Annotated in this window: 4 protein-coding genes and 3 pseudogenes; 4 read left to right on the forward strand and 3 right to left on the reverse strand. The window is 38.2% G+C overall.

Annotated features, from left to right (window positions below; all coding sequences use genetic code 11):
* Nucleotides 1–841 (forward strand): annotated as a pseudogene (locus ACE01T_RS06665) (IS3 family transposase); the annotation flags it as partial.
* 303 nt (nucleotides 842–1,144) lie between these two features.
* Here the strand turns inward: ACE01T_RS06665 and hemJ are convergent.
* Nucleotides 1,145–1,597, reverse strand: a complete 453-nt coding sequence (gene hemJ / locus ACE01T_RS06670; protein WP_086194909.1) for a protoporphyrinogen oxidase HemJ — start codon at nucleotides 1,595–1,597, stop codon at nucleotides 1,145–1,147.
* Nucleotides 1,598–1,677: 80 nt separating this feature from the next.
* Nucleotides 1,678–1,864, reverse strand: a pseudogene (locus ACE01T_RS06675) (beta-ketoacyl-ACP synthase I); the annotation flags it as partial.
* A 487-nt stretch (nucleotides 1,865–2,351) separates the two neighbouring features.
* Between ACE01T_RS06675 and ACE01T_RS06680 the strand changes: the two are divergent.
* Genes ACE01T_RS06680 through ACE01T_RS06690 form a run of 3 tightly spaced genes read left to right on the forward strand, consistent with a single transcriptional unit; the run spans nucleotide 2,352 to nucleotide 5,332 of the window.
* A complete protein-coding gene (locus ACE01T_RS06680) occupies nucleotides 2,352–3,419 on the forward strand; it encodes an efflux RND transporter periplasmic adaptor subunit (protein ID WP_395518990.1) in 1,068 nt (355 codons plus the stop codon).
* Nucleotides 3,416–4,624: an ABC transporter permease gene (locus tag ACE01T_RS06685; protein WP_166171443.1), complete on the forward strand. Its 1,209-nt coding sequence runs from the start codon at nucleotides 3,416–3,418 to the stop codon at nucleotides 4,622–4,624. The genes ACE01T_RS06680 and ACE01T_RS06685 overlap by 4 nt, the downstream gene beginning before the upstream one ends.
* Before the next feature lie 3 nt (nucleotides 4,625–4,627).
* Nucleotides 4,628–5,332: an ABC transporter ATP-binding protein gene (locus ACE01T_RS06690; RefSeq protein WP_166171442.1), complete on the forward strand. Its 705-nt coding sequence runs from the start codon at nucleotides 4,628–4,630 to the stop codon at nucleotides 5,330–5,332.
* 59 nt (nucleotides 5,333–5,391) lie between these two features.
* Here the strand turns inward: ACE01T_RS06690 and ACE01T_RS06695 are convergent.
* Nucleotides 5,392–6,103: pseudogene (locus tag ACE01T_RS06695) on the reverse strand (IS982 family transposase); the annotation flags it as partial.
* Nucleotides 6,104–6,331 lie beyond the last annotated feature (228 nt).

Genomic DNA, 6,331 nt, shown 5'->3' on the forward strand with positions numbered 1-6,331 from the left:
CGACTCACTTCAGATTTCAGTATCTAAGCAAGCTAAGCTACTGAAAGTCTCCCGTGGTTGTTATTACTATCGCCCAAAACCTGTGAGTGCATCAGATCTGAAGCTGATGCGCTGTATTGATGAATTACATATGCAATACCCTTTTGCAGGTAGCCGGATGATGCGTGATTTATTGAACCGTCAAGGACATCATATAGGACGACGTCATACACGTACTTTAATGAAAAAAATGGGCATTAATGCGTTATATCGTAAACCAAATCTAAGTCAGGTCAATCAAGCTCACCGTAAATATCCATATCTGCTCAAAGGATTGAATATTCAACGGAGTAATCAAGTGTGGGCAACGGATATAACATATATCCCTATCTATGGCAAAAGGCTTTGTCTACTTATGTGCTGTGATTGATTGGTACAGCCGTAAGGTGCTTGCGCATAGAGTATCGATTAGTATGGAGGTTGCATTTTGTATAGAAACATTAAATGAAGCTATTGAAAAATATGGTCGACCTGAAATCTTTAATACAGACCAAGGCAGTCAATTTACCAGTGATGCGTTTATTGAAGTGTTAAAATCAAATGACATCCAAATCAGCATGGACGGTAAACTTGCGCAGTATACTGCTCATAGGTCGATAATGTGATGATTGAACGATTATGGCGGAGCGTTAAATATGAGGAGGTTTATCTCAAAGCCTACAGCAATGTTTTGGATGCGAAGAAGCAATTAAACGCATATTTTGAATTTTATAATTTGAAACGACCTCATTCGAGTCTGGACAAAATGACTCCAGATGAGTTTTACTATGACCAGCTACCACAACAAAATAAGGTAGCTTAACTGAGCAGAATATCACTTATAAATAAGCTTTTAGTTGTTCAAACAAGTGGAACCACCTCTGCATCAGGGTTAAGTATATCTAGTGAATAGAATTTTTGGTCTCTAAGCACTTTTTAAAGGGAACATCATCGACTCAGATCCCTATTTGCAACAGTGCCATTAATCATATAAAGCATTAGATATAAATTACTCCTGCCTTTTATGAAGGTGAAAAGCACTGCTTTGTAGATGGAGGGATTCTATTTTTGAGGAGGTTTTAAATTCCTCATTTAATAGAGAGAATGTACTTTTAAATCAACTGGATTAAAACTGCGGTTTAACCACTACTAAAATCACTACTGCGAGTAAAATAATCGTTGGCATTTCATTAAAGAAACGCCAAAACTTATGTGATTTGTAATGCGGGTTTTCCATCAGTTTTTTACGGTAATAACCACAAACAAAATGGTAAATCACCAGTAAGCCCACTAATCCAACTTTCAGGTAAAACCAGAGTGCTTCATGGTAATGCCGAGTTGCATCACCCCAATCCACTAAAAAATGCGCTGTGATGAGAGTGGCAAGCATTGACGGCCACATGATGCCACGGTACAACTTGCGTTCCATAATTTGGAAACGCTGATGACTCGTGCCATCTTCACTCATCGCATGATAAACATATAAACGTGGCAGGTAGAACAATGCCGCGAACCAACAAACGACTGCAATAATATGTAATGCTTTTACCCACAAGAAAGCATCAGAAGGAGCATCCATCCATTCACCCTTTTAAAGGGCAGTGTGGCAGAAGTTGATCATCCATGGCTGAATGATCAACACTTCTTAGCTTAGCCTTCCTATTTTTTGAAAACAAGAAGACAGGCATTTACACCGCCAAAACCGAAACTGTTACTCATCACAGTATTCAATTTTGCATCACGTTTTTCAAGTACGATATCAAATCGTTTTGCGCCTTCATCCAGTTCAGTCACGTTGATGTTTGGTGCAATAAAGTCATTTTTTCATCATCAATACTGAATAAATCACTCATATAGGCATACGATACGGATACAGTCCATTCAGTTTCGCTGACTGTAAGCGTCATGTGTTCACAGCTCATTAGCCATTGCGTAGTGATCCTGAAAACAGCCAGTTTTTACGTCCCATGCATGGGTATTTGTAGTCATGAATTAAGTCCCCATTTATTTTTAAGTGGGAACTTAATTAAGGCTTATCGGATAGCTTGGTAAAGTGTGTTCACTAGAGAGGTTGCTACAATCCTTTTTGGGGAAAGAATTAGTTCATTAGAAAGTGATGATTCAGTGGAATGAGCTTAGATAGTGGCAGTCCGAACCGATTAGGTATCTAAATTAGGAAGGAATTGTTTTACATAATACTTAAAAATAGATTATCTTATTCTTAATTAAATAAGATAAGCAAAATACAGATGCAAACATTTTTATTAGGAAAGAGGGCTCTTTCCGTTCTTGTAGTGCTTATTACATTAATCTTATTTTTGGTTTATGTCCTATTGCGTACAGGACCTTTTGCACCTGTCAAGGTCACTCTGATACAAGTTCAGTATAAATCCATTCAGCCTAGTCTATTTGGTATAGCGACTGTTGAAGCTCGTCATAATTACAAGATTGGTCCCACAACGGCAGGTCGTCTTAAAAACCTTCGAGTCGATATAGGAGATGCTGTACAAGCTGGACAACTTTTAGGGGGAATGGATCCCGTTGATTTAGAAGAAAAAATACTTGCGCAACGTGCCATTATCCAAAAAATCATCTCTCAGCAACAAGATATTCAAATTCGTCAAAAGTTTGCACAGCAACAAGTTCAACGCTATCAGCAACTCACCAAAATCAATGCCACCAGTCAAGAGTCACTCGCCATTAAGCAGCAGGAACTTGATCTTGCTACAACGGCACTTGGCTCAATGCAGCAAGAACTTAATAAAGCCCGTGCAGACCTCAATACACTACAAGCCCAGCGCGACAATTTAAATTTAATGGCAACAGCACCAGGTATAGTCACAGCCCGTTATGCAGAACCTGGCTCTACTGTAGTTGCAGGGCAAACCGTATTGGAAATTGTAGACCCGAAGTCTATTTGGTTGAATACACGCTTCGATCAATCTAGTGCGATTGGCTTAGCCTCAGGTTTACCTGCGCAAATTCATTTACGCTCGCGTCAAAGTAGCACACTTTCAGGTCAAATCTTATGGGTAGAGCCTCGTGCAGATGCTATTACCGAAGAAATCTTAGCCAAAGTAGTCTTTAGTCAACAACCTAACCCTCTACCCCCTTTAGGCGAATTAGCAGAAGTGACAATTAAACTAGCACCACTGTCTCGCAGCCTTGCTATTCCAAATGCTGCTATTCACCGCATCAATAACCAAGTCGGTGTCTGGAAAGTGACAGATCAAAAACTACAATTTATTGACATTAAACTAGGTAGCTCTAATTTAGAGGGTGATGTTCAAGTACTCGATGGTCTATCAGAAAATGATCAAATCGTTTTATATAGTGAAAAACCACTTAATGCGAAAAACCGTTTGCATATTGTAAAAAATCTTGCAGGAACATCTGAATGATTAGCTTAGCCGGTCGGGATATATTCCAGTCATGGGGTAAGTTTGTTTTTACTGGTTTTGGACTTGGCTTGTTGATCGGCGTGACTCTAATTATGGCGGGTGTCTACCGTGGTATGGTGGATGATGCCAAAGCATTATTGAATAACAGTGGAGCCGACCTTTGGGTTGTGCAACAAGATACGCTTGGTCCATATGCCGAATCCTCTAGTGTGCGTGATGATTTATATCGTAGTATCAGGAACATACCTGGTGTGGCACATGCCTCAAATATTACTTATCTGACCACACAAGTTCATTACAAAGATAAAGATATCCGTGCGATGGTGGTTGGAATCCATACAGGTGAACATGCCTGGAATAATTTAGGCTGGCCACCTTACCTTTTAGCGGGACGTCAATTGACTCGAGGGCACTATGAAGCTGTTGTAGACATCACTTCAGGACTTAAATTAGGTGATCGCATCAAAATCCGTCGTAATTATTTTACTGTAGTAGGATTGACTCGACGAATGGTGTCATCAGGTGGTGACCCGATGATTTTTATTCCGATTAAAGATGCACAACAAGCCCAATTTCAAAAAGATAATGCGGCAATTTTACAAGACCGCCGACGTACCGCACAAAATCCAATTTACAATCGGCCTGCTTATCCAGATTTATTAGACAGTGTTCTGAGTGCTCAAACCAGCAATCGTTATGTAAATGCAATTTTAGTCCGTCTTAAAACTGGTACTTCCGCAGAAGATACTGCTGCACACATCCAACGTTGGCAGCAACTGACTGTCTACACGCGTCTTCAAATGGAACATATTTTAATTAGCAAGATGATTGCAACGTCAGCAAGGCAGATTGCGATGTTTTTAGTAATTTTGGCTTTGGTGAGTGCGGCAATTGTGGCATTTATTATTTATACACTCACCATGGATAAAATTCGAGAAATTGCAGTTTTGAAACTAATTGGAACACGCAACCGAACGATTGCCTGGATGATCTTACAGCAAGCTCTCTCACTTGGTCTAATTGGATTTACTATAGGTAAAATCACCTCAACCTTTGCTGCGCCATATTTTCCAAAGTATGTATTATTGATTCCTCAGGATTCTATTCTTGGATTTATTGCTGTGATGTTGATTTGTATGTTGGCAAGTCTAGTAGCTATTCGTATGGCATTACGTATTGATCCAGCCGAAGCAATTGGAGGATAACACATGACCCACGGAATTTTAATTGAGGGTTTAAAAAAACGTTTTGGGCAAGGTGATAATGCTTTTTATGCATTAAAAGATGTCAATATGTGGGTGGATCCAGGAGAAGTTGTTGGACTGATTGGTCCGTCAGGTTCAGGTAAAAGTACCTTATTAAAATGTTTAGGCGCTGTGATTGATCCCACTGAAGGACGTATGACTTTAGGGAATGAAGTGATTTTTGATCAACACTGGTTAGTAAAAGATTTAAACGCATTACGACGTGACAAAATTGGTTTTATGTTCCAAACACCTTATTTGATTCCTTTTTTGAATGTTTTAGATAATGTTGCGCTATTACCTATGCTGGCAGGTGTTCCTAATAACATAGCACGTGCAAGTGCTTTAGAAATTTTAACGGCTTTAGATGTTCAGCATCGTATTCATGCCATGCCTGGGCAATTATCAGGTGGTGAACAACAACGTGTAGCTATTGCACGCGGCTTGATTAATAAGCCACCTGTCATTTTGGCAGATGAGCCAACGGCACCTTTAGACAGCGTTCGTGCCATGACTGTAATTCGTTTGTTGCACGAAATGGCGGAAAAATTTCAAACAGCAATTATTGTTGTTACACATGACGATAAAATTATTCCGACTTTCCAGCGACTGTATCATATTCGTGAGGGAATAACGTATGAAGAAAAAGGAGAAGGTCGTAGTTTCTAAAAGCTTAGAAATTTAAAGTATTTTATCTAGTTGATAGATTTAGATTAATAGCTTAATTTTTTCAATAAGCTGAATAAATTTTCTTTTTATTGCGTTGTTTTAAGTGGTATTCATCTGCTTTGGATAAACGAATAGTTTTTATATTTTTACGATGATATGTAATTGAACCAAATGTCTTGATTCCTCAAATTTGATTTTTAATTCTTGACTTGATATATCCACGAACAGCATAGAATTTTGTTTTTAAGCCTTCTACCAAATGCTCAATCATTTTAATGTCTGCTGTATGTTCATTAGGTAAAGCTGTACTGACAATCTTGCCTGACTGACTCATGATTAAATGCAGCTTACAGCCAAAGAACTAGTCCATTGAGCTTTTACCGCGTGTTGCAATGGTAGATATTTATACCGTTGAATACGCTGATTTTTGCATACAGGCAGCGTAGTCGATCGATCCATAAATAATAATTGCTCTGATAATCTTTCATCAAGGCAAAATGTAAAGCATACAGTGCCAATCGATGTGCTCTGATGAGATAAACTATCCGTTGTTAACAAGGTAAATATCTAAAGAGTTGACCGTGATTTTGCTTTAATGAAAAGAATAAAGCTTTGAGATTATGGAAATACGAAAATTTATACTAAATGGCAATAAACACGATTTACGAAACTTTTAATTGAGAGGATCGTATTTTAAAAATTGCCAATAAGTTACTTCGATTTTTGAAAAAAGTCATCAATCATGCAGAAGAAATATGTAAAATCAAACATGGTTTCTGAAAGCGTAGGTTGTGTGGTAACTCCCTAATAGTATGTAGCCACCTTTTTTTTAAGCCAATTTCTTATCCACAATTCAGGTTATATTGATTTAAAAAGAGTATAAATCCTATGAAATTTATCTCTGTACACGACAAATTTCATAGGATCCTTGTCCTATCAGGCTTTTTCTTTCTTAAAATTGCTAGCACTTTCTTAAATTCTTCTTTTTTTCCAAAACCA

The sequence above is a fragment of the Acinetobacter uliginosus genome (assembly GCF_044130295.1).
Lineage (GTDB): Bacteria > Pseudomonadota > Gammaproteobacteria > Pseudomonadales > Moraxellaceae > Acinetobacter.